Origin of the sequence: Haemophilus paracuniculus, from assembly GCF_002015115.1 — a bacterium.
GTDB classification, from domain to species: Bacteria; Pseudomonadota; Gammaproteobacteria; order Enterobacterales; family Pasteurellaceae; genus Haemophilus_E; species Haemophilus_E paracuniculus.
This window is the reverse complement of the sequence record NZ_MUYA01000001.1, coordinates 27,024-47,601: the sequence shown is the minus strand read 5'-3', so window position 1 is coordinate 47,601 and position 20,578 is coordinate 27,024. Positions and strand designations below refer to the sequence as shown.

Genomic DNA, 20,578 nt, shown 5'->3' with positions numbered 1-20,578 from the left:
TAGCGTGTCATTTTGGGAGCAAATTGTGTCGAATCTCTGGACAGATTGTCTAAGCCATTTACAAACAAAAGTTACCGCCACGGATTACAGCACTTGGTTGCGTCCGTTGCAAGCGGTGGAAAACAATGGCGAATTGACACTTTATGCTCAAAATCAATTTGTGGGGAATTGGGTTCGCGAAAAATTCTTTGATGAAATTCTCGGCTTGGCTCGATTCCTCTCAAAAAATGATGAATTACAAGTGGTGATTCGGATCGGGATCAAACCGAGCGAAACCCAGCGAGCCGCTCAAACGGATGCCGTGCCAGAAAACGAACCTGCCACCCCAACCCTCAAAACGGGTTTGAACCGTCAACTCAATTTTGAAAATTTTGTGCAGGGGCGTTCTAACCAAATTGCAAAATCCATTGCGGAACAGATCGCCAAAACCCCTGGCACGAGCCACTTGAACCCTTATTCCATTTACGGTGGCACGGGTTTGGGGAAAACCCACTTAATGCACGCTATCGGTAATGAAATTTTAAAAAATAACCCGAAAGCCCGTATCCGTTATTTGACGGGCGAACGTTTTGTGAACGAACGGGGCAAAGCGATCCACAATAACACCATTGAAAATTTTAAGAAATTCTACCGCTCGCTCGATGTGCTAATGGTGGACGATATTCAGTTCCTCGCCAAATATGCGAAAACGAACTCGTCCTCGGAAGAATTTTTGAATACATTCAATGCGTTAATCGAAAACGGCAAGCAAATTGTGGTGGTGTCGGATATTTATCCGCAAAACATTGAGGGCTTGGAAGATCGCCTCAAATCTCGCTTAACGGGCGGGATCAATGCGATGATTGAACCGCCAGAACTGGAAACACGAGTGGCGATTTTGATCCAAAAAGCGAAAGAATTAGGTCACGATCTCGCCGAAGATGTTGCCTATTTTATCGGGCAGAAATTGCGTTCCGATGTGCGTGTGCTGGAAAGTGCGATCAAAAATCTCGTCCCGATTGCGAATTTCTTAGGCACGGAAATCACAGTGGATACCGCCCGTGAGCGTTTGAAAGATATGTTTGATTCCTACGACTATCTGATTACGATTGAAAAAATCCAAAAAACGGTGGCGGATTATTACAATATCAAACTGGCGGATCTAAAATCGAAAAGCCGCACCCAAACCATTGCTCGCCCTCGTCAGATTGCGATGGCGTTAGCAAAAGAATTAACAACACACAGCTATCCTGAAATCGCCCGTGAATTTGGCGGACGGGATCACACCACCGTAATGCACGCTTGCAAAAAAGTGAATGAATTACGGGATAGCGACAAAACAATTCAAGAAGATTACACCCATTTAACCCGCAAACTTTCATCTTAGGGGGATGTATGCAATTTACAATTACGCGTGAACAGCTACTCAAACCGTTGCAACAAGTCTGCGGTGTTTTAAGCAGCCGCCCAACTTTGCCGATCATCAACAACATTTTGCTTGAACTGCGTGATGATCGCCTTTCGCTGACGGCAACGGATTTGGAAGTGGAACTCACCACCCAAGCTCAACTGCTGGAAGCGGTCAGTTTCCACGAAAAATTTACCATTCCAGCCAAGAAATTCCTCGATATTTGCCGTAGTTTATCAGACGATAGCGTGATTTCGGTGCAGTTCGAGGAAGATAAAGCGATTGTGAAAGCGGGTCGCAGTAAATTTAGTTTGACCACCTTACCCGCCAGCGATTACCCAAATTTAATGGATTGGCAACCCGAAGTGGATTTCACCATTGAGCAATCGACCCTCGCTCGTTTGATCGATGCGACCCAATTCTCAATGGCAAACCAAGATGCTCGTTACTTCCTCAACGGAATGAGGTTTGAAACTGAGGGCAATTTATTGCGTACCGTGGCAACGGACGGACACCGCCTCGCTGTTTGCACAATGGCGTTAAATCAAGAATTGTTAAGCCATTCGGTGATTGTGCCTCGCAAAGCAGTGTTGGAATTGGCTCGCTTAATCTCAAACAGCAGTGAGGCAACCCGTTTAGAAATCGGCACAAGCAATTTACGCGTTACTACCAACGGCATTGTGTTTACCTCAAAATTGATTGACGGGCGTTTCCCTGATTACCGTCGCGTGCTACCTCGCAATGCGGATCGCATTATGGAAGCGGAAACGGACGTACTAAAACGTGCTTTACAACGTGTGGCGATTTTATCTAACGAAAAATTCCGTGGCGTGCGTTTAGCGTTAAGCCAAAATCAGCTCAAAATCAGTGCCAACAACCCAGAGCAAGAAGAAGCGGAAGAAGTGCTAGACGTTGCCTATGAAAGCAATGATATGGAAGTGGGCTTTAATGTGAGCTACTTACTTGATGTACTCAACGCCCTCAAATGCCAATGGGTGCGGTTGAGCCTTGTGGATTCCGCATCAAGCTGTTTGATCGAAGATCGTGATAATAGCAGTGCAGAATATGTGATTATGCCAATGCGTTTATAATTTCCCAAAGGTTGGTTCTGCCAACCTTTTTTGTCGATTAAAAATGAAAAATCAACCAACCACCAATGAAGTTCGCCTCGACAAATGGCTATGGGCGGCTCGCTTTTACAAAACTCGCAGCATCGCCAAAGCGATGATTGAGGGCGGAAAAGTCCACTACAACGGACAGCGAGCCAAAACGAGCAAAAATGTTGAAATCGGGGCGATGATCAAACTACGCCAAGGCAACGAAGAAAAAGAAGTGGAAGTGCTTGCCCTCAGCGACCAACGGCGAGGGGCGAGCGAAGCTCAGTTGCTTTATCGAGAAACGGAAAAAAGCCTTGCCGAACGCGAAAAATTGGCGTTCGCCCGCAAAGCCAACGCCCTCTCAATGCCCCACCCAGACCGCCGCCCAAACAAAAAAGAGCGGCGAGATTTAATCAAATTTAAGGAATTTCTATGAGTTTTACCGTGATTATCCCCGCCCGCTACGCATCTAGCCGTTTACCTCGCAAACCCCTGCTCGATATTGCAGGCAAGCCGATGATTCAACACGTTTGGGAAAAAGCCCAACAAGCGGGGGCGAAGCGTGTGATTGTCGCTACCGACCACCCCGAAATTGAAGCGGTGGTAACCGCTTTTGGTGGCGAAGTTTGTATGACTTCGGATAAACACAACTCTGGCACGGAACGCCTTGCGGAAGTAGTAGAAAAAATGGGCATCGCCAGCGAAGAAATTATCGTTAATGTGCAGGGCGATGAACCGCTGATTCCCCCTGTGATCATCAAACAAGTGGCGGAAAACTTAGCTCATCATCAGGTCAAAATGGCAACCCTTGCGGTCAAACTGACCAGCAAAGAAGAGTTGCTTAACCCGAATGTGGTCAAAACCTTAACCGACCAAAACGGAATGGCACTCTACTTTTCCCGTGCGGTAATCCCATTCCCCCGCGACCAATTCACCACCCTTGATGATGCGTTCGTGCAGCAACAAAACTACCTACGCCACATCGGCATTTACGCCTATCGAGCAGGTTTCATCAAGCAATACGTTGAATGGCAACCCACCGCCCTCGAACAACTTGAATCCCTCGAACAGCTTCGAGCCTTATGGTACGGCGAAAAAATCCACCTCGCCCTCGCCCACCAAGCCCCCGCCGTCGGTGTGGACACCCCAGAAGATTTAGAGCGAGTGAGGGAAATTTTAAAATAGTCTCGCATATACAAGGGGTGGGGTTTTAAAAAATTTCACTATCACATAATAAAATTATGGTTAATCTAAAAATCTTGCTACAATACCCACATTATTTTTAAAGTGAGGGTATTTCAATGTTAAAAAAATCTTTATTAGCCGTGGTTCTATTCAGCTCAATTGCCCGCTCTGAGGTGCTCACCACCGTCAAGCCCCTCGCCTTTATTGCAAGTGCGATTACGAATGGCATAACAGAAAGCCTTCCGCTGCTACCCGTAACCGCCTCGCCCCACGATTACAGCTTGAAACCGTCCGATGCGATGAAGATGAACGCTGCTGAGTTGGTGGTGTGGATTGGCGAAGATATGGAAACCTTTTTACAAAAAAGCATTGAGCGTTTGCCCGCTGAAAAAGTGCTGCGGTTAGATCAGGTGGCGGAAATTCAGAAAATTGTCGAGCAATATGGCGAGAGAAAAGAGGGTGAGAAACATCAGGGTGGCGGTGATGAACACGATCACGACAAGGATTACCACCTCTGGTTTTCGCCCCTAGCGAGTGAGGTGATTGGCGAGAAAATCGCCGAACGTCTCGTCCAATTACGCCCTGAGGATCAGGGTAAAATTCGTGAAAATCTGACCGCTTTCAAGGCAAATTTGGCAGCGAAAAACCGCCAAATCAACGAGCAACTTGCCCCCGTGCGAGCCAAAGGTTACTACACTTTCCACGATGCTTACGGTTATTTTGAGCAGGCTTACGGCTTGAATCCACTCGGTTCGTTTACGATCAACCCAAGCGTAGCCCTAGGGGCAAAAACCTTGAAAATGATTAAGCAAAATGTGGACAAACAGAATGCGAAATGTCTGTTTACCGAGCCTCAATTTACCCCGAAAGTGGTAGAAAGTTTGGCTAAAAACAGTAAGGTAAAGGTGGTAGCTCTTGATCCGCTAGGCGAAAAAATTACCGTAAATCCGACCGCTTACCTACAATTTTTGAAGAGTATTGCTGATACATTTAAGAATTGTTTAGTCAACTAAAGCATTTTTTTGATATTCTTGATGTTTCTGGCTCTGAAATGGCACGATTTCAATATGGGTTCGGTAATTAAGTAATTGATAGAATTGAGGATAGTGAAAACTTTCCCAATTTGCTAATTTTTGTTCGGTAAAGAAGCGGTTTACTGTTTTAATTTTTTCCTCTTTTGAACCTAGACAATAATGATATTGCTCTATTTTATTTTGTTCATTGAGAATATAAACATTAAAACTTTGATCTAAATTATCTTCAAAAAAGAACTGTAAAAAGCCTTCGCTGGCAAATTGATCGATTTCACGCGGAAAATAACGTTCGGAAAAATCTTGTAATGGCTGTTTAGATTGAAAAATCTTGCCCCAATTTTCCCCTTGTTGAAATAAGGTGTTCATCTGTTGTTTTTGGAAAACAGTGCTGGTTTGTACGGAAATACAACGATTCACCAACGCAGAAATCAATAATTGCAATTCTTCTTTTAATTTTTCACTATAACAAAGCACCGAAACAGATTGTGGAGGGGCAGAACTTCGGTAAATTTTATTGGAAATCAATTTAAGGGCTTTTAATAAGGAATCATTCCCCTCAAAATGTTGGGTGTGAATTTCATTCCAAACATTTCGATAAATTAAACTTACGCTACCAATTAGATTTTGTTGAGAGTAATCAAAATTAAATAGATCACTTTGGCTAATTTTTGTTGGAATTTTTTTATTTTTTTTCGCCGTTGGATCTTGGGTTAAATTGACTACCACCGTTAAATTACGAATTTCATTCGGGTGGTGTAAATCTTGTTCACTAATTAACGGGGCTTGTTGAGGAAATGAGAGTCTTAAATCTGTAATAAATTGGCGTAATTTATTTAATTCAACACTTTGGCTAACTAAATGAATTACCGTATTTGGGGTAATAATGCCGTTAAAATATGCCCACGCAATTAAATGATTTAAATGGCGATAATATTGAATATGGCGACTACTTGAATCATAGGGGCTTTTCGGCGATTGGTTAATCATATACCAACCCGATTTCATTGCCGATCCCTCTTTAACTTCAATAAAAGTAACCGCTTGTTCGGCTAAATTGGCAGAAATATGAGGGTTAATTAACGCTACTTTACCTGGTAAAATTTCAAAAATTGAGTAAAGTTTCCGCATTAAAATATCCGTATCACTGGCAATAATACTTGGGTCAATATGGAATTTTCTAGCAAAGTTAATTAAATGGCGATAACTCAACAATAACTGCTCGGTGAGCATATTTTGTTGAGCAATCGCTTGTTTTATTTTCCACGCTTTACGGCTGGTTAATAAGTTGAGATCTTTTTGCGACCAACCCCAATCTTGAATTAAATTAGCTAACTGTTTTTTTCGCCAACCAGAAAACGCATTTCCCTCTTGGGATTTTAAATAAAAACAGTATCGCAAGCGGTTTAATCGTTCAAATTCTTGGCGTTCGGTTAAATAATCCGTAACTTGCTCTAACATTGCTAAATAAGGGTCAAAATGGTAATTTTCCCCATTTTCAGTTAACAATCGTTGTTTAAACTTTTTGGCAATCAGATTTGTTTTAGGATAAGTTTGAGCATAACTTTCTAATAATAAAATTTTAATCGCCGATTTATAAGGGGCGTTAATTCCTTTGTAAAGTTGCCATAAACTTGCCCCAAAATATTCATCAATGGATAATGAAGATAAATCGCCAAAATCGATCCATTCATTTAAATCAAGCTGTTTTGCTCGCACGGCTGTTTCAACTTGCTGGCGATAATCTTTGCCTTGTTCGTCAAAATGTAACCAAAGTAATCTTTTGCCATTTAGACGGATTGCCGAGCGGTAAAATTCGTCTAACAATATAAAATGTTGAGCCGAACCACAATTTTCGCTACCCACCCCTGTTTTCATATTTCGGCGGAAATAATCTTGGTGCATTAAATAAAAGTTAATTTCCACCCCAAATTGATTTACCCAGTTTTTTAATCGCTCAAATTTGATTTCAAGTTGAGCGATTTCAATGCGATTTAACCGTTGTGAATGACACACCCATAAATCTAAATCAGATAGTGAAGTTTGGGTAATAGATCCCGTGCTACCCATTAAATATAAGCCGTCAAAACTTGGCTGATATTTGGCAGAATTTAAAATCGGCAACAAATAATGTTCCGCTAAATAATGTTGCTGATAGGGGGATAATTCAAATTGTGCCACGCCACTCGGGGCATATTCGACATAGGCAGGCAAATCGGGGTGATTGAGGTGCAAAAGCAGGGGAACAAGTTCTAAAACTCGTTGAAATTCAAGGCTATTTTCCGCGGTGGCTCGGGCGAGACGATATTGCTCTAAGGCAGAAACTCGCTGTTTTGCCCATTCAAGCTGTTGTGAAAAATCGGCATTTGACGGAAGCGAACTTTCATCAAAATGAACAAAATCCAAATTTTTCACATTATGGCTCTCTCTAGTTGCAAAATGGGTGCAATGTAGCATTTCCCACTGTAAAGGTAAAGCAAACAATTTGCCCAACATTTCCACTTTTTTGTGATCTATTCGACATTTTTCGCCTAAATTCTTTGCAATTCCCTAAAAAACTGACTATCTTTTCAAAAGTTTAATTTTTGAGGAATGATTATGGATAGCACTGCACTTTTTATGGAAGGCGTGAATTTAATGCTGGTGGGAATGGGCTTTGTGATGAGCTTTTTGTTTGTGCTGATTTTTGCGATCAGCGGCAGCTCTCGCTTGATTAACCGTTTCTTCCCTGAACCGAGTACACCTGCCGAAATTTCAAAAAATCTTACCCCTTGCAATGATGATTTGGAACGCCTACGCCCTGTGATTGTGGCTGCCATTGCACATCATCGACGCCAACAGAATCGCTAATTTCAAAAAGGAAATCAAAATGAACCAAACGAAAAAAATTGCCGTTACCGATGTGGTGCTAAGAGATGCCCACCAATCCTTGTTTGCCACTCGCTTACGTCTTGATGATATGTTGCCGATTGCCGCCGAACTCGACCAAATCGGCTATTGGTCGTTAGAGGCGTGGGGCGGGGCAACGTTCGATGCTTGTATCCGCTTTTTGGGCGAAGATCCGTGGGTTCGCCTGCGTGAGTTGAAAAAAGCCATTCCAAACACCCCGCTACAAATGTTGTTGCGAGGGCAAAATTTGCTCGGCTATCGCCATTATGCCGATGATGTGGTCGATCGTTTTGTGGAACGAGCGGTGAGCAACGGGATGAGCGTGTTCCGTGTGTTTGACGCGATGAACGACCCTCGCAATATGAAACAGGCACTGCAAGCGGTGCGAAAACAGGGCGGACACGCCCAAGGCACGTTGAGCTACACCACCAGCCCTGTGCATACGTTAGAAACTTGGTTGGACGTAACGGAACAGTTGCTCGAAATCGGGGTGGATTCCCTCGTGATCAAAGATATGTCGGGCATTCTTACCCCGTTGGCGGCGTATCAGTTAGTCAGCGAAATCAAAAGACGCTACAACGTCCAGTTGCATTTACATTGCCATTCCACCACGGGTATGGCGGAAATGGCGTTGCTGAAAGCGATTGAAGCAGGGGTGGACGGCATCGACACCTCGATTTCGTCAATGAGCGGCACTTACGGACACCCTGCCACCGAATCGCTGGTCGCCACCTTGCAAGGCACGCCGTTTGATACGGGCTTGGATATTCCTCGCCTTGAAAAAATTTCCGCCTACTTCCGCGATGTGCGTAAAAAATATGCGGAATTTGAGGGGCAGTTGCGTGGCGTGGATAGCCGAATTTTAGTCGCCCAAGTGCCAGGCGGAATGCTGACCAACCTCGAAAGCCAACTCAAACAGCAAAATGCGTCTGATAAACTCGATCTCGTGTTGCAAGAAATTCCGAAAGTCCGCCAAGATTTGGGCTATATTCCGCTCGTTACCCCAACCTCGCAAATCGTGGGTACGCAAGCGGTGATCAACGTTTTAACCGGCGAACGCTATAAAACCATTGCCAAAGAAGCCGCAGGCATTTTGAAAGGGGAATATGGTCGCACCCCAGCCCCAGTCAATGCCGAATTGCAACAGCGTGTGTTAGAGGGGGCTTCGCCGATTACGGATCGCCCAGCGGATCATCTCGCCCCAGAAATGGATAAATTAACCGCCGAAGTGAAAGCCCAAGCCCAACAAAAAGGGATTACGCTGGCAGAAAATGCGGTGGACGATGTGTTGATCGTGGCGTTATTCCAACAAGTTGGTTGGAAATTCCTTGAAAATCGTGGCAACTCTGCCGCCTTTGAGCCAGCCCCAACGGGGGCGAAAATTTCGCCAAATCCTACCCCTTGCAACCCGAAAGCCAACAATGAACCTGCGGTTTACACGGTGGAATTAGAGGGCAAAGCCTTTGTGGTGAAAGTGAGCGAGGGAGGCGACATTAGCCAAATCACCCCAGCCACGCCTGCTGCCCTGCAAGCAGTGAGTTCCCCTCAAAATTCCGCCAACGCCACCCCAGTTACCGCCCCAATGGCAGGTAACATTCTCAAAGTGTTGGTAAGCGAGGGGCAAAAAGTGGCTGAGGGCGATGTGTTGCTGATTTTGGAAGCAATGAAAATGGAAACCCAAATTTGTGCCGCCCAAGCGGGCGTGGTGCAAGGCATTAACGTGAAACAGGGCGATGTGGTTGCCGTGGGCGACACCTTGCTCAATCTCGCATAAGGGGCTGAAATGGACGGAATTTATGCACTCATTCAAGGAATGGGGATAATGCACCTGCAACTGGGGCAAGCGGTGATGTTACTCGTTAGCCTGCTGTTGCTCTGGCTTGCCATTGCTCGCAAATTTGAACCGTTGTTGCTGTTGCCGATTGGTTTTGGGGGCTTGCTTTCTAACATTCCCGAGGCAGGTTTGGCGATGACGGCGTTAGATAATCTGCTACATAGTGGCACGCCCGAACAGCTTGCGGTGGTCGCTCATAAACTCGGCGTGATCGCCGATCCTACTGCGATGAAAACCGCCCTCAACACCGCCCTGCCTTCGACCCTCAATGAATTAGAGGCAATCGCAGGCGATATGGGCTACACCGCTGGCGTATTGGCGTTGTTCTATAAAATCGCTATCGGCTACGGCGTTGCACCGCTCATTATCTTTATGGGCGTGGGGGCGATGACCGATTTCGGGCCGCTACTCGCCAACCCTCGCACCCTGTTGCTCGGGGCTGCGGCACAATTTGGCATTTTCGCCACCGTACTCGGGGCGTTGGGCTTAAATGCGTTAGGCATTATCGACTTTACCCTACCACAAGCAGCAGCGATTGGAATTATCGGCGGGGCGGACGGGCCAACCGCCATTTACCTCGCCAGCAAACTCGCCCCAGAATTGCTCGGGGCGATTGCGGTCGCTGCCTATTCCTATATGGCGTTAGTGCCGTTAATCCAACCGCCGATTATGAAAGCCCTCACCACCGAGCAAGAACGCAAAATCCGAATGGTACAACTTCGCAATGTCAGCAACCGTGAGAAAATCCTATTCCCGATAATCTTACTGTTACTGGTGGCGTTGCTACTGCCAGACGCCGCCCCACTGCTCGGAATGTTCTGCCTCGGCAACCTAATGCGAGTGAGTGGCGTGGTGGAACGCTTAAACGACACCGCCCAAAATGCGTTAATCAACATCGTTACCATCTTCCTCGGCTTATCGGTCGGGGCAAAACTGGTCGCCGATAAATTCCTACAACCGCAAACCCTAGGCATTCTGCTACTCGGCATTATCGCCTTTGGGATCGGTACCGCAAGCGGTGTGTTAATGGCGAAATTGATGAATAAATTCAGCCACCACAAAATCAACCCACTGATCGGCTCGGCAGGTGTTTCCGCCGTGCCAATGGCTGCAAGGGTTTCCAACAAAGTCGGCTTAGAGGCAGATCATCAAAACTTCCTACTAATGCACGCAATGGGCCCGAACGTGGCTGGCGTGATTGGATCAGCGATTGCAGCGGGGGTAATGCTCAAATACATCTCGGCGATGATGTAATCAAAAAAGGGGAGTAATACTCCCCTTTTACCTTTCTCAATGTACACAGTTAAATATCCGCCAATTTCGCCAACAATTTCCCGTGAATGCCACCAAACGCCCCGTTTGACATTACGAGGATATGATCCGTAGGTTTGGCTTCGGCGACCACGAGATCGACCAATTCGTCTAGATTTGCCGACCATTTTGCAGGTTGGGAAAGAGCATCGGTGATCACGCTGACGTTCCACGGAATGGTGTCGGGTTGATAGACGAAAACCTGATCCGCATCGGCGAGGGACGGGGCGATTTCGTCTTTATGGACGCCCATTTTCATTGTGTTTGAGCGAGGTTCTAACACGGCTAAAATGCGTTGATTTGTGCCGATCTTGCCACGAAGTGCGTCAATCGTGGCGGAAATGGCAGTTGGGTGGTGGGCGAAATCATCGTAAACGGTTACGCCATTCACTTCCCCTTTCACTTCCAAACGGCGGTTGGCGTTGATAAAGCTGTTCAACGCTTGGCACGCCCCTGCCACTTCTACCCCAGCGTGGTGGGCTGCGGCAATCGCCATTAAGCCGTTGTGCATATTGTGGTTGCCGACCAAATTCCATTTCACTTCGCCCATTTTTTGTTGCTGGTGGAACACGGCGAAATGGGAACAATCCGCCGAGATCGGTTCGGCGTGCCATTCATTTTCTTTACCGATAAATTGCAATTCGCTATATGTGCCTAAGTTGAGGGTATCTTGCACGTTCTGGTCGGCTTTTGCCGATAAAATGCAGCCATTTTGCGGAATAGTTCGCACTAAATGGTGGAATTGGCGTTGGATCGCTTTGAGATCGTCAAAAATATCGGCGTGGTCAAAATCAATGTTGTTGATAATGAGGGTTTTCGGGTTGTAATGGACGAATTTTGAGCGTTTATCGAAGAAGGCTGAGTCGTATTCGTCCGCCTCAATCGCAAAGAATTTGCTTGATCCTGCTCGTGCCGAAATGCCGAAATTGCCAGCTACACCGCCGATCAAAAAGCCTGTGTCGATCCCATTTTGATCCAAAATCCACGCCAACATTCCTGTGGTGGTGGTTTTGCCGTGCGTGCCAGACACCGCCAGCACCCAGCGATCTTTGAGTAGATGATCGTGCAACCATTGCGGCCCCGAGGTGTAATTGAGTTGGTTGTTCAGCACATATTCCACGCAAGGATTGCCGCGGCTCATTGCATTGCCGATTACCACCAAATCAGGGGCAGGCTGTAATTGTGCCACATCGTAATTAGGGATAATTTCAATCCCGTGGGTTTCTAAAAAGGTACTCATCGGCGGATAAACGTTGGTATCCGAGCCTGTTACTTTGTGGCCAAGCTCACGGGCGATCATCGCCACACCGCCCATAAAAGTGCCACAAATGCCAAGAATGTGAATGTGTTTTTGTTTCATAAATTTGCCTTAGTGAAAAATTGCGGGGCATTATAATCGTTTTCTGCGGTTTACGAAAATTTCAAAAAATCTTACCCCTTGTTTGAGGTTGTTACTTTCTTTGCTCGTGCAAAGAAAGTAACCAAAGAAACACGCCCCCGAGCATTTTGCTGATGTTTCGCTTGTTTCTAATTTCTGCGGTCAATTTGTAAACTCGCCTACTGCGTAGGCTCAAACAGTACAAATTGACCTTGAAATTCACGAAACCGCTCAACGCAAAATGACGGGGGATTTAATCCAGCAAGGGATTAGATTTGGCGAAATTTCACGAAATCCGTCCCCTTGCAATCCCGTTCCTGCCCTTTTACGGCAAGGTGGCTATCACGGCGTAGCCGTCCGTTTCGCCGATAAAATCGACTTTGCTTTCCGCCCCGATAAACACCGATTCGCCCTGTTTGAGATGAATCGAATCCGTGCCGAGGTCGAGGTAAAGACTACCCGACATTACCAATAAAATTGAGGCACTGGTGGTGGTAAAGGTTTCTTCATCGAAAGGTTTAAAATCAAGGCGTTGCAGGGCGAAATCTTTCGCTTCGGGGGTTGGGTAGAGGTAGATCGCCTCTTCGCTTTCGTCCTGATCTTTTTCGTAGGCAGGGATAATTTTCGGCACGACCGCACGGTAATCAATGGTGTGCAACAGGGCGGGAATATCCACATATTTGGGGGTCAATCCGCCGCGGATCACGTTATCCGACGCCGCCATTAACTCAATGTTCTGCCCTCGCAAATAGGCGTGCGGCAAGCCCGCCCCTTGATAAATGCCCTCGCCTTTTTTGAGCTGGACGATGTTGAAAAGGTAGAAACAGAGCAAACCTGCGTCCAGTTTTTCAAGGGGAATTTGCATTGCGTTGAGGGTGTAAAGCACCCAATAATCGGGGTCGTCTAATTTGAGTTTATCCGCCGCAAAATCCGCCTGTTTTGCCTCAATCACGGGCAACAGCCATTCGGCGAGCTGACGTTGATCCGCCTGCATAATTTCCGCATAAACGGTCGGTAAGCCTTTATCCGCAAGGGCTTTGGCGATGGGCTGTAACGAAGAATGAACGTTAAGGCTCGCTTGCATATCCGCCACCGATTTAAAACCGTGCAACAGCCAAAAATCCGAGAGGGCAATCATCATTTCGGGTTTATGATTGCGATCTTTGTAGGTGCGATTAGGGGCGTTGAGGGCGATGCCCGCTTGATTTTCTCGCTCAAAACCGTGTTCCGCCTCGCTTTTGGTCGGGTGCAGTTGAATGGAAAGCGGTTGCTTTACGTCTAAAATTTTCAACAGGTAAGGCAGTTCATCGCCAAATTGCTCACGGCTTTCCTCGCCCAGCAATTCGGGAGCTGTGTCGATCACTTGATCCAACGGCAACCATTTGCCCTCAACCTCAATCAGCGAGGGGGCGGAACGGTGCGAGCCGAGCCAATATTCAGCGTAAGGGCGGTTTTCCGCTTCCGCCAATTTCAGCCAATTTGGAATAAAATTTTGTCCGCCCCAATCGTAGTGTTGGAATTGTCCTTTCAGTTTAAAAATCATTGTTGCTCCCCTTTTTTACTATCCGCTTTGTAGCCACCAAAGAAGTTTACCACTTTTTCCACGTCGCTGGCTTGCTCAATCCGAACCAACAAACGGCGACCGTTTTTCAGATCGATCACGATAATCTGCCCCTCGGCGAGGTTGATTTGTTGGATTTTTTGATAATCAAAATAGACATTACCGAAGAAAAAGCCTTTTTCTTTCAACAATAAACGCGGCGACCGCCAAAAAGTCGCGTAAAGGCATAACAGCACGCACACCGCCAGCAGATAGAGCGTCAGCGGTTCAATCCCGTTTTGCACGCCGTAGAAAATGGTTAGCACGATTAAGCCAACCATTACCCAAGTGTCGGTGGTGGCTTGTTTTTTGAGGGGAATGGCGAGTTGCGTTTTGCCATTGAGGCGGTTCATCAAAACCTGATCATAAACCGCGTAGGCGAGGAAAAGAATAATGCCGAGGATGAGGATAGTGTTTGTCATTTGTGATTTTTACCAAGAAAAAGACCGCTTGCGTTCCCTACTTTTCTTTGCTTCGCCAAAGAAAAGTAGCAAAAGAAAGGCGACCCAGACATTTTGCTATTGTTTCGCTTGTTTCTAATTTCGGCGGTCAATTTGTAAACTCGCCAGCAAGCTGGCTCAAACAGTACAAATTGACCTTGAAATTCACGAAACCGCTCAACGCAAAATGATGGGGGATAATCGAACACATTGTATAAAAAAATCTTGAAAAAAACCGCTTGCTTTTGCAAACAAGCGGTCAGTTTTTCGTAAATTTCTAATTTGGATTACGCAAGGATTCCCGTCCACGCACCGAAGATGCCGAGGACGAAGAAGCCTAAGATGATCCAGAGGGCGTTTACACGGTTACGCAATAACCACATACAGAGGAAGGTTAAGAGTAACGGTAGTAAGCCTGGCATTAGGCTGTCTAAAATGCCTTGCACGGTGGTAACTTCCGTTGTGCCGTCTTGTTTGGTGATGGTGGAAAGCACAAGCGGTACGTTAATGCTCGTCCATTTTTGGACTAACGCCCCCATAATAAACAAGCCAAGGATTGAAGCCCCTTCGGTCAGTTTTTGTAACAAACCGCCGCTCATATCGTGTACTACGTCTAAGCCTTTTTTGTAGCCGTAGGTTACGCCGAAGTAACGAGTGGCTAAACGCACGAGGTTAAATAATACGAAGAATAATAGTGGACCTAAAATGCTACCTTGTAAGGCGATCCCTGCACCGAGAGCGGCGAATACTGGGCGTGCGGTTCCCCAGTAGATTGGGTCGCCCACCCCTGCTAATGGCCCCATTAAGCCGACTTTGATCCCGTTGATCGCTGCATCGTCAATGTCTTTACCGTTAGCACGTTCTTCTTCCATTGCAATGGTTACGCCAAGCACGGGGGCGGCGACGAACGGTTGGGTGTTGAAGAATTCAAGGTGGCGTTTGATCGCATCTTTACGCTCTTGTGAGTTTGGATCTGGGTAGAGGCGTTTGATGACAGGCACCATTGAGTAAGCAAAACCTAAGGCTTGCATACGCTCAAAGTTCCACGATCCTTGGAAGAGATTTGAACGGCGAACCACGGCGTTCAGATCTGATTGAGTTACTTTTTTGAGTTCTGTTGTCATTTTGATGTCCTCTAAATTAGTCTAAACGGTTGTCGAGGTTGTTGTCGTTGTTTACCACTTGTACAACTTGTTGGCTTTTGTTGTATTTCGGGTGAAGTTGGATATAGATAATCGCGGTAATTGTGCCTAACACACCGAGTGCCACAAGGTTAAAGTTGGTGAAACCTGCCACCACGAAACCTGCGTAGAAGAATGGCATTAAATGCCCTGCACGCATCATATTGATTACCATTGCGTAACCCACCACGGCGATAAAGCCCCCTGCGATTTTAAGCCCTGTTGTAACAACGGCTGGGATCGCTTGTAACATCGCTTGAACGCTGTCTGTGCCTGCGGTTAATGCCACGATAAGGGCTGGGATTGCAATACGCATCGCTTGTAACAATAACGCCCCACGGTGAATCCAGTCGAGTTTGTTTAAATCGCCTGTTTCGATCACTTTATCTGCGGCGTGTTGGAAACCGACGGTAATCGCACGCACCACATAGGTTAAAACTTGACCTGCGGCTGCGAGTGGAATCGCAAGGGCAATCGCCGTTGGAATATCTTGACCGCCCACGATCACGAGAATGGTTGAAACTACTGAGGCTAACGCCGCATCAGGGGCGAGTGCCGCACCGATGTTCATCCAACCTAACGCCAATAATTCCAATGAACCGCCCACGATAATGCCCGTTTTGATATCGCCTAACACTAAGCCGATCAAGGTACACGCAATTAACGGACGGTGGGTTTGCCATTCGTCAAGAATTGATCCCATACCTGAAATACAGGCAACGAGGAACACCAATAGAATTTGAATTGATGAAATTTCCATAATTTTTTCCTTTAAACGAGGTTATTTTTCTTTAACAAGTCCATCATATATTGACGGGCATCGTTCGACACTTTACGCACATCCAACTCAATGCCTTTCGCATCAAGGGCTTTGAATGCGGTAATATCTTTCTCATCAACGGAAACCGCTGAGGTAATCATTTTCTTACCGTCTTTATACGCCATTCCGCCGATATTGATCGATTTAAAGTTCACGCCTGCATCAGACAAACGCACCACATCGGTCGGGTTAGTAAAGAGCAACATCATACGCTCGCCGGCATATTCTGGGTTGTTATAAACGCGGATCATCTTTTCCACATCAACAACGTGAGCGGTAACCCCTGGTGGTGCAACGCTTTTCAGCATTGTGGAACGGACGCTATCTTTCGCCACATCATCATTCACCACCACGATACGGCTCACGCGGCTCTCTTTCGTCCAGCGAGTTGCCACTTGACCGTGGATCAAGCGGTCATCAATTCGAGCCAAACCAATTTCCAAATGCCCTACGCCGTTCGCTTCCACTTTCGCTGGTTGGGCAGGTTGAGCTGGGGCTTGCGGTTGAGCAGCAGGTGCAGCCGCTTCTTCTTTCTCTTGATATTTCAAAGCACGCACCCCGCCACGCCCCGTTTCTAAGGCGATTTCAACTAACTCGCTCAAAGACGGATTATCATCTCTCGCCATAAAGGTTTCGACCAACATCGGCACGTTCACGCCCGTAACGATGTCCATATTGTCTTTGCCCTCGGCAACACGGTTCGCCGCATTAAACGGACTACCGCCCCAAGTATCCACTAAAAATAGCACTTGCTCGCAATGAGCAAGCTCGTTCGCCAATTTAGCCTGATATTTCCCCATAATGGTTTCAGCATTTTCGCCCGGCACAAAGTCGATGTACGCCACATCCGACTGCTCGCCGATTAACATCTCAGTAGTTTTGAGAAGTTGCTCTGCCGCAACACCGTGGGTCGCTATAATAATAGCAATACTCATAGTTGCATCCTCATAGTGATATTAAAAACTTTATTTATTTAAAAAATAAAAATGCGGAGCGAATTTTATGCCTTTCTTTACCTTTCTCAACCAACTTTACACAAAAGTGTGATCTTGATCGCATTTTGCATTTTCATACGCCTATTTCTTCGCCAATCGTTTGCGTTTTTATTTTGTTTTTCTCGTAAATTTACTATCAACCATACTTTATTTGATGCTATTTAATTGTAAATAATCTGTTAAAAATAAATAATTCAAGAAAAAAAGTAGTTATTAAAGGGAGAGAAATAATTGGAAAGAAAAAACGGTCAAGTTTTTAATTTTAACTGACCGTTTGTAAATTAAGGTTTAAGAAAAGATACGTTTAGATGTGGTTTTAAATTGGCTTAATAGAACAAGCACCAACACAAGGGTGTAAACCGCGAAAATCACGATCAGCCATTGTGCCATTGATAAGCCCCAGAGCGACCAGACGTTTTCGCTGCATAATCCCGTGGCTTCAAAGAGGTTTGGAAACCATTTGTTAAGCGGTAGGGTTTCGGGGAATTGGGGCGAGAAGGGGCATTGGTTCCACGGTTGTGGGTTTACTTGATATTGGTTGTGTTGAATCGCATAGATCAAGCCTTTGATCGCACCGTATAAGCCTAAGGCGAGGGCGACCAAGCGGACGATCAGAAAACGTGGTGCGATTAAGCCGATTACGCCTGCGGCAAGAATGGCAAGTAACGCTAAGCGTTCATAAATGCACATTACGCAAGGGTTTAGCCCCATTCCGTGTTGGAAGTAGAGGGCAGTGGCTTCGAGGGCGACCGCACTGAATGTGAGCAAGAACCAGCCTGAGCGGTTAATCGATAAATTTTTGAAAAAACTAAACATAATTGTTCCTTTTTGAATGGGTTAGCGAGTGATCAACCAACCCCATTCCGTCATCAATTTGGTGAGAGGTGGCAACACAAATTCCAGCGTTAGGAAGCCCACCGTAGAGAGTACGATAGTGTAAGGTAACGCCATCAGCACCATTTTACCATAAGAAAGACGAATTAAGGGGGCGAATGATGAAGTGAGCAAGAATAAGAATGCCGCTTGTCCGTTCGGGGTGGCAACGGACGGTAAGTTCGTTCCCACGTTAATCGCTACGGCGAGTAGGTCAAATTGCTCACGGCTGATAATGCCTGCGGTGAGGGCATTTTTCGCTTCGTTAATGTAAACTGTGCCAACGAAAACGTTGTCGGAAATCATCGACAAAATGCCGTTGAAAATGTAGAACAAGCTCAGTTGGGCGTTGGGTTCGGCACTTAATACCATTCGGATCAAAGGTTCAAACAGTTTGAGGTCGATGATCACCGCCACAATCGAGAAAAACACGATTAACACGGCGGTAAATGGCAAGGATTCTTGGAACGCTCTGCCGAGGGCGTGTTCATCGGTAATGCCGCATAAGGCGGTGCAGAGAATAATCACGGTTAAGCCGATTAGCCCCACGTCCGCAAGGTGTAAGGCGAGGGCAATCACTAGCCAAACCCCAGCGAGGGCTTGCACCGCCAGTTTCAAGCGGTCGGATTTCGTCATTTTTTGCTCTTTCATTTGATTATAACGAGCCAACACCACCCAAACTTGGCGAGGCAGGCGGTCGCCGTAGCCGAATAATTTATATTTTTCGAGCAAGTAGCAGGTTAGAACCCCAAAAATAAGGGTAGGGATTGAAATTGGGGCGACTCGCAGTAAAAATTCGCCAAATCCCCAGCTCGCTTGCCCTGCTATGATCAGATTTTGCGGTTCGCCCACTTGGGTCATCACGCCACCCAAGGCACTGCCCACCCCTGCGTGCATTAACAGGCTACGCAAAAAGCCACGAAATTGTTCCAAAATGGCTTTTTTGTTGGTGATTTTTTCATCGTTGCTGATGTCGGTGGAATCTTCAAAACTATTGCCCGAAGCCACTTTGTGATAAACCCCATAAAAGCCCGTCCCTACGCTGATAATCACGGCGATCACCGTTAAAGCATCAAGGAAAGCGGAAAGAAAAGCGGAACTCAAACAGAACGCCAACGAAAGCATTTTTTTGGAATGGATACTAATTAACAGCTTGGTAAAAATGTAGAGTAGCAACTGTTTCATAAAGTAAATGCCCGCCACCATAAACATCAGCAGCAAAATCACATCAAAATTGGATACAATTTCGTGTTTGATATGGCTCGGGGTGGTCATTCCAATCACGACCGCCTCAATAGTGAGTAATCCCCCCGCTTGCAAGGGGTAACATTTGAGTGCCATTGCAAGGGTAAAAATAAATTCCGCCACCAACACCCAGCCAGCGATAAAAGGGCTAATAAAAAAGTAGATCAACGGATTGATAATCAGAAAGGCGATAATGCAAAGTTTGTACCATTCGGGCGAATTGCCGAGGAAATTCTTAAAGATCGTATTAAAACCGTCCATAATCAAAGTGAATACACGAAGAAATAAGTAAATTGATTGTAATCTAGTTTAGATTAGCCGATAATGCAATTTACATAACAAAAGCGGATTTTTTGATTCTGGATAAAATTCGGCGATTTTTTTCACTATTTTGCACATTTTTGTGCCACGTTTTAATCAAGAGCAACAAGATGAGTAGCAGCGACAAATCAAATCTTTTAAAAGCCCAAAGCCCAGCGGCACTTGCCGAAGAATATATTGTAAAAAGCATTTGGAACCAGCTTTACCCTGCGGGAACGGATTTGCCTGCTGAACGTGAACTCGCCGACAAAATCGGCGTAACCCGCACCACCCTGCGTGAAGTGTTGCAACGCCTCGCCCGAGACGGCTGGCTAACCATTCAACACGGCAAGCCCACCCGCGTGAATAACATTTGGGAAACCGCAGGCCCGAATTTCATTACCACCTTAATCAAGCTCGATCCAAGCTATGTGCCGATGATCATTGATAATGTGGTTTCCCTCAGAACCCGAATGGCGGAATATTATGTGCCAAAAGCCGTAGGGCTAGATGCCACTGCCTGTTTAGCACTTTTTGCAGGGCTAGATCAGTTGCAAAACACCGCCGAAGATTACGCCAAATTTGACTACGAACTGTTCCGCCGCTTTACCTTTGTGGCAAATAAACCCGTGTACGGCTTAATTTTAAACAGCTTCAAAACATTGTATAAACAGACCGCTTGTCTCTTCTTTTCCAACGAACAAGCCCGCCAAGAAACTTTCGCCTTTTACCAAGCCCTAAAAACCGCCTGCGAAAACGGCAGTGCAGAACAAGCCAGCGAATGTATGGCAAAAAACCGCCAAAAAAGCAGTGAAATGTGGACGAAGATCCTACAAGATTCCACCACGGCGAGTTTTGATAAGATCTCATAGTCTTTGCCTAATTTATTACCTGAGAAATTTTCAAAAATCCTACCCCTTGTTTGAAATTCTTACTTTCTTTGCTCGTGCAAAGAAAGTAACCAAAGAAACACGCCCCGAGCATTTTGCTGATGTTTCGCTTGTTTCTAATT

At 46.0% G+C, this 20,578-nt stretch carries 19 protein-coding genes; 10 read left to right on the top strand and 9 right to left on the bottom strand.

The window, feature by feature from the left end; translation table 11 throughout:
- Nucleotides 1-25: 25 nt before the first annotated feature.
- The 5 genes from dnaA (at nt 26) to znuA (ending at nt 4,682) form a co-directional block, all read left to right on the top strand.
- Nucleotides 26-1,366 (top strand): chromosomal replication initiator protein DnaA, encoded by a 1,341-nt coding sequence (dnaA, locus tag B0187_RS00215; protein WP_078235619.1) that lies wholly within the window; start codon nt 26-28, stop codon nt 1,364-1,366.
- A gap of 8 nt (nt 1,367-1,374) precedes the next feature.
- Nucleotides 1,375-2,478 (top strand): DNA polymerase III subunit beta, encoded by a 1,104-nt coding sequence (gene dnaN, locus B0187_RS00210; protein WP_078235617.1) that lies wholly within the window; start codon nt 1,375-1,377, stop codon nt 2,476-2,478.
- Nucleotides 2,479-2,521: 43 nt separating this feature from the next.
- Nucleotides 2,522-2,920: a ribosome-associated heat shock protein Hsp15 gene (hslR, locus tag B0187_RS00205; protein ID WP_078235616.1), complete on the top strand. Its 399-nt coding sequence runs from the start codon at nt 2,522-2,524 to the stop codon at nt 2,918-2,920.
- Nucleotides 2,917-3,669 carry a 3-deoxy-manno-octulosonate cytidylyltransferase gene (gene kdsB, locus B0187_RS00200; protein WP_078235614.1) on the top strand — a complete coding sequence of 251 codons (753 nt, stop codon included), beginning with the start codon at nt 2,917-2,919 and terminating at the stop codon, nt 3,667-3,669. Before hslR ends, kdsB begins: the two co-directional genes overlap by 4 nt.
- A 116-nt stretch (nt 3,670-3,785) precedes the next feature.
- Nucleotides 3,786-4,682: a zinc ABC transporter substrate-binding protein ZnuA gene (znuA, locus tag B0187_RS00195; RefSeq protein ID WP_078235612.1), complete on the top strand. Its 897-nt coding sequence runs from the start codon at nt 3,786-3,788 to the stop codon at nt 4,680-4,682.
- Here the strand turns inward: znuA and B0187_RS00190 are convergent.
- Complete coding sequence (locus B0187_RS00190) at nt 4,671-7,157, bottom strand: class I adenylate cyclase (protein WP_078235951.1); 2,487 nt, start codon at nt 7,155-7,157, stop codon at nt 4,671-4,673. The genes znuA and B0187_RS00190 overlap by 12 nt on opposite strands.
- Before the next feature lie 141 nt (nt 7,158-7,298).
- Between B0187_RS00190 and B0187_RS00185 the strand changes: the two genes are divergently transcribed.
- The 3 genes from B0187_RS00185 to B0187_RS00175 are packed head-to-tail and all read left to right on the top strand — an operon-like array spanning nt 7,299 to nt 10,677.
- On the top strand, nt 7,299-7,550 hold the full coding sequence (locus tag B0187_RS00185; RefSeq protein ID WP_078235610.1) for an oxaloacetate decarboxylase subunit gamma: 252 nt from the start codon (nt 7,299-7,301) through the stop codon (nt 7,548-7,550).
- A 19-nt stretch (nt 7,551-7,569) separates the two neighbouring features.
- Complete coding sequence (oadA, locus tag B0187_RS00180; RefSeq protein WP_078235608.1) at nt 7,570-9,363, top strand: sodium-extruding oxaloacetate decarboxylase subunit alpha; 1,794 nt, start codon at nt 7,570-7,572, stop codon at nt 9,361-9,363.
- Nucleotides 9,364-9,372: 9 nt separating this feature from the next.
- The gene (locus B0187_RS00175) at nt 9,373-10,677 is read left to right on the top strand and encodes a sodium ion-translocating decarboxylase subunit beta (protein WP_078235607.1); all 1,305 of its coding nucleotides are present in this window, start codon (nt 9,373-9,375) and stop codon (nt 10,675-10,677) included.
- A 49-nt stretch (nt 10,678-10,726) separates the two neighbouring features.
- Here the strand turns inward: B0187_RS00175 and mpl are convergent, their stop codons facing one another.
- From mpl to B0187_RS00160, 3 genes are all read right to left on the bottom strand, one after another.
- On the bottom strand, nt 10,727-12,094 hold the full coding sequence (mpl, locus tag B0187_RS00170; protein WP_078235605.1) for a UDP-N-acetylmuramate:L-alanyl-gamma-D-glutamyl-meso-diaminopimelate ligase: 1,368 nt from the start codon (nt 12,092-12,094) through the stop codon (nt 10,727-10,729).
- A gap of 343 nt (nt 12,095-12,437) precedes the next feature.
- Nucleotides 12,438-13,655 (bottom strand): mannose-6-phosphate isomerase, class I, encoded by a 1,218-nt coding sequence (manA, locus tag B0187_RS00165; RefSeq protein WP_078235602.1) that lies wholly within the window; start codon nt 13,653-13,655, stop codon nt 12,438-12,440.
- Nucleotides 13,652-14,134, bottom strand: coding sequence for a DUF986 family protein (locus B0187_RS00160; RefSeq protein WP_078235599.1), 483 nt, complete (start codon nt 14,132-14,134; stop codon nt 13,652-13,654). The genes manA and B0187_RS00160 overlap by 4 nt, the downstream gene beginning before the upstream one ends.
- Between B0187_RS00160 and B0187_RS10110 the strand changes: the two genes are divergently transcribed.
- Nucleotides 14,128-14,343, top strand: a complete 216-nt coding sequence (locus B0187_RS10110) for a hypothetical protein (RefSeq protein ID WP_143413732.1) — start codon at nt 14,128-14,130, stop codon at nt 14,341-14,343. The two genes, B0187_RS00160 and B0187_RS10110, sit on opposite strands and share 7 nt — an antisense overlap.
- 96 nt (nt 14,344-14,439) lie before the next feature.
- Here the strand turns inward: B0187_RS10110 and B0187_RS00150 are convergent, their stop codons facing one another.
- From B0187_RS00150 to nhaB, 5 genes are all read right to left on the bottom strand, one after another.
- A complete protein-coding gene (locus B0187_RS00150; protein WP_078235592.1) occupies nt 14,440-15,276 on the bottom strand; it encodes a PTS mannose transporter subunit IID in 837 nt (278 codons plus the stop codon).
- Between the two features lie 16 nt (nt 15,277-15,292).
- Complete coding sequence (locus B0187_RS00145) at nt 15,293-16,093, bottom strand: PTS mannose/fructose/sorbose transporter subunit IIC (RefSeq protein WP_078235589.1); 801 nt, start codon at nt 16,091-16,093, stop codon at nt 15,293-15,295.
- An 11-nt stretch (nt 16,094-16,104) separates the two neighbouring features.
- Entirely contained in the window at nt 16,105-17,088 is a 984-nt protein-coding gene (gene manX, locus B0187_RS00140; RefSeq protein WP_078235587.1) for a PTS mannose transporter subunit IIAB, read from the bottom strand.
- A 348-nt stretch (nt 17,089-17,436) separates the two neighbouring features.
- Nucleotides 17,437-17,964: a disulfide bond formation protein DsbB gene (dsbB, locus tag B0187_RS00135; protein ID WP_078235586.1), complete on the bottom strand. Its 528-nt coding sequence runs from the start codon at nt 17,962-17,964 to the stop codon at nt 17,437-17,439.
- A gap of 21 nt (nt 17,965-17,985) precedes the next feature.
- Nucleotides 17,986-19,527: a sodium/proton antiporter NhaB gene (gene nhaB / locus B0187_RS00130; RefSeq protein ID WP_078235585.1), complete on the bottom strand. Its 1,542-nt coding sequence runs from the start codon at nt 19,525-19,527 to the stop codon at nt 17,986-17,988.
- 170 nt (nt 19,528-19,697) lie between these two features.
- Here nhaB and fadR point away from each other — a divergent pair, with 170 nt between their 5' ends.
- On the top strand, nt 19,698-20,438 hold the full coding sequence (fadR, locus tag B0187_RS00125) for a fatty acid metabolism transcriptional regulator FadR (protein ID WP_078235584.1): 741 nt from the start codon (nt 19,698-19,700) through the stop codon (nt 20,436-20,438).
- The last annotated feature ends 140 nt before the right edge of the window (nt 20,439-20,578 follow it).